The organism is Nereida sp. (assembly GCF_965655635.1).
GTDB lineage: Bacteria > Pseudomonadota > Alphaproteobacteria > Rhodobacterales > Rhodobacteraceae > Nereida.
This window is the reverse complement of sequence record NZ_CBFHHE010000063.1, coordinates 1-3,136: the sequence shown is the minus strand read 5'-3', so window position 1 is coordinate 3,136 and position 3,136 is coordinate 1. Positions and strand designations below refer to the sequence as shown.

3 protein-coding genes and 1 pseudogene are annotated in these 3,136 nt (G+C 51.5%); 1 reads left to right on the top strand and 3 read right to left on the bottom strand.

Annotated elements, in window-relative coordinates; genetic code table 11:
- On the bottom strand, positions 1 to 789 hold a 789-nt coding region (locus ACTF5M_RS11330; protein ID WP_438961070.1), incomplete at its 3' end, for a beta-1,6-N-acetylglucosaminyltransferase.
- Positions 790 to 942: 153 nt separating this feature from the next.
- On the opposite strand from ACTF5M_RS11330, the pseudogene ACTF5M_RS11325 reads away from it, so the two are divergent.
- Positions 943 to 1,761: pseudogene (locus ACTF5M_RS11325) on the top strand (sulfotransferase family protein).
- Positions 1,762 to 1,767: 6 nt separating this feature from the next.
- On the opposite strand, the gene denD reads toward ACTF5M_RS11325, so the two are convergent.
- Entirely contained in the window at positions 1,768 to 2,736 is a 969-nt protein-coding gene (gene denD, locus ACTF5M_RS11320; RefSeq protein WP_438961069.1) for a D-erythronate dehydrogenase, read from the bottom strand.
- Between the two features lie 3 nt (positions 2,737 to 2,739).
- Positions 2,740 to 3,136, bottom strand: a 397-nt coding sequence (locus tag ACTF5M_RS11315; RefSeq protein WP_438961068.1) for a PfkB family carbohydrate kinase, incomplete at its 5' end; no start/stop codon positions are given.

Below are 3,136 nucleotides of genomic sequence, written 5' to 3'. Positions count from 1 at the left end.
GCGAAGCAGCAAGTCGTAATGATCATTGTAGAACGTCATTGGCATGCCGTAGTCCGTGAACAGCAAAAACGTCAAAGGCCGGCATTCAATCTCTCGGTCGGGGACCACATGGCGGACGATGGTTTGGAAAAATGTCTCGTCCGGTATCCATGTCGTCTTGAAAAAACGCATCACATCGCGCCGTTCTCGGGTGAAATCCAAAACCCACTCAACAGTTCTGCGCCGCAAACACCACCATTGTGACCCGATCTGAACTTGCAAATCATCCGGCACCGAGCGCGCCAACCCAAGAGCACGTTGCGCCTCAAAACACTTATAAAACAGCCATTTTTGTTGCCGTTCGTTAAAGAAGTGACGGTAAATCAGGCGCTCTTCTTTCCAGCCTGTTTTGATCCAGTCGCTCTCAAAATAATCAAACGACTCAATGTAATCTTTGTCATCTGCATCCAGAAAGTCGTGAGCGTAACGCGCGGATTTGATCGACATACAATCACCGGAGACCATGTAAAAATGGCTCGCACGCGGAAATGCTTCAACCGCCGCCTCAAGCGCGTAAAGCGTAGCCTGCACCAAAGACCACTCGCCCCAACCACACTTAATGCGACGCTTTGAAAACGTAACATTTGGGTTATCCTCAAGCGCCTCTTTGATCGCACGGAAGTCGGCTTTGGCCGCACTTGCATCGAAATGGATCGCAATAAAATCGCCCGCAGCCGTCAGCTGCCGCGCCTGCGCGATAACGCCAGCAGGGTCTTTGTGACATAAAAGGATAAACGCGATTTTAGCCATTTTGGAACCAGTAACTTAAATTCTCTTACCATTATCTGGCCTAGATACCCCAAAGAGCCTGCGAATATACACAGTTTGTTTGCATTTTCGGCCTTATCATGCCCAAACAGGTGTAGAACCTGTCGATTAATAGAATGTTGAGTGAGTGACGAAATGGGTTTTCCAGGGACGTGGATGGCAGAGAGCGAAAGCGCGATGTACCGTGTGGTGCCCAAATGCGCATGCTCATCGATCGGTCAAATTATGTACTACTCCGATCACGATGTGTTTTTTGACGGCGACATTCACGACAACAAAGACAAACTGCATAAGTGGGCCCAAGAAGACAGCCAGCCCCTGATTGAGGCGAACGCAAAGGCCCACAAAAGCTATGCGTTTACCTGCGTGCGCAATCCCTACACCCGCATCTTATCTTCGTTTTTCGATGAAATCTGCGGGATACAGCGGAACGGTAAACGGTACCGCGGCAACCTTGTTCCGCTCTTGATCCAAAAATACGGCATCGAAGTGGGCTCGCCAGAAGACGGGTTTGAGTTTGATCAGATCAAATCGTTTCGCCGCTTTTTGCTTTTTGCCCGCGACACCATTCGCTGGAAACGCCCGATGGATCCTGACATCCACTGATCCGCGATGTCGGGGCATGTGTCGACCTTCATCATGAACGGCGGCACCTACGACAACATCTTTTTTACTGAAAAATTTAACGACGGAATGCAGTCAGTTCTCGATGCGATTGAAACGCCTTATAAGGTCGATCTCAACACCATCCCCCGCTTCAACGAGTCTGAAGGGCACGGGCCCAAACGCCTGCATCCAGTTGAAGACTATTTTGATGATTTGTCGATGCATCTGATGTTTGAAATCTACAAACGTGACTTCAAACTGTTCAAATATGATTTCGAAAACCCCGCCAACAAAATGCCGCTAGGGGATGTCGATTTGGCGGAAGTACATGCCAAATTGGGCGAGTAAGCCCTCCTAAAGGCTTGGTAGCACGCCGCCCAACTCATCTTCGATATGGGTCTTGATAATTTGATCAAAATTAGCTTCGGCAACAAAGCCGTGCGCCAGCGCCCGCTGTGGATCAAACGCTTTGGGCCACGTTGACACAATCGCATCTACAGCCGCGTCCGCTTCAAAACGCACTAATTCCCGCGCCTTTGGACCCGCGACCCGCTCAAGCGCGTCCAACATCTCACCTACCGACGCACTTACACCCGGCAGGCAAAGCGCCCGTCTGGGCCCAAGAGCAGCCCCATCAATCTCAGCACCATGCGCCAAAAAGCCGACAGCGGCGCGGGGACTGGCAAACCAATGGCGCAAACTCTCGGCCACAGGCAAGATCGCCTCCTGCCCTGCCAAAGGTTCACGCAGAATGCTTGAGTAAAATCCAGATGCTGCCTTATTTGGCAAACCGGGCCGAATACAAATCGTAGGCAGCCGCAGGCTCACACCATCAATAAAGCCTTTGCGCGTGTAATCATTCACCAGCATTTCGCCCAATGATTTCTGCGCGCCGTAACTCGACAATGGAAGTGTCGCAGTGTCGTCCAAGATGACATCAGGCAAAGGCGCACCGTAGATCGCCAAAGACGAAGCAAAGACCACGCGCGGACAATACGCTTGCTGACCACGGATCGCCTCAAGAATGTTCTGCGTGCCACCAAGATTAATCGCGTAGCCTTTGTCAAAATTGGCCTCAGCTTCACCAGAAACAATTGCCGCCAGATGAAAGATCACATCGGGACGCTCGTTTATCAACGCACTAACTTGGGCAGCATCCGTAATGTTCACCTCAACGCACCGCACGCCGTCTTGGGAAGGCTCAATCACATCCGCAAGGACAAGTTCAGAAATGTCATGGCCCTGAATACGCCCAACACGTTGCAGATGAAGCGCCAGCTTTCGCCCCAACATACCCGCCGCCCCAAGAATGAGAACTTTCATGATTTAGATCAGCCCGTTTTGCTTAAATAGCGCCTGCAGATCAGCCTCAGGGCGCGCGCCCATGTGGCTGATGATTTCCGCAGCACAAACGTTACCCATTTTTCCACAAGTCTCAAGATCAGCGCCCGTCGCAAGCCCGTACAGAAAGCCCGCTGCAAAAAGATCACCCGCACCAGTCGCATCCACGGGCACCACCTCTTGTACGCCCACATGAACACGCGTCTCACCTTGCGCAATCGTCACGCCGTCACCCGACTGGGTACAAACGACCAGCGGGCAAATTTCAGCTGCTTTCCCGAGGGCCACATCAAGATCATCAGTTTGAAACAATGACAGCAATTCGGCTCGGTTTCCAATGAAGTAATCCAACTCGTCCTTAATCAGCCCCAAAAAGTCATCG

Bases quoted from the DNA above. Each gene is read 5' to 3' on its own strand.
- denD (WP_438961069.1), bottom strand. From the start codon at position 2,736: ATGAAAGTTCTCATTCTTGGGGCGGCGGGTATGTTGGGGCGAAAGCTG.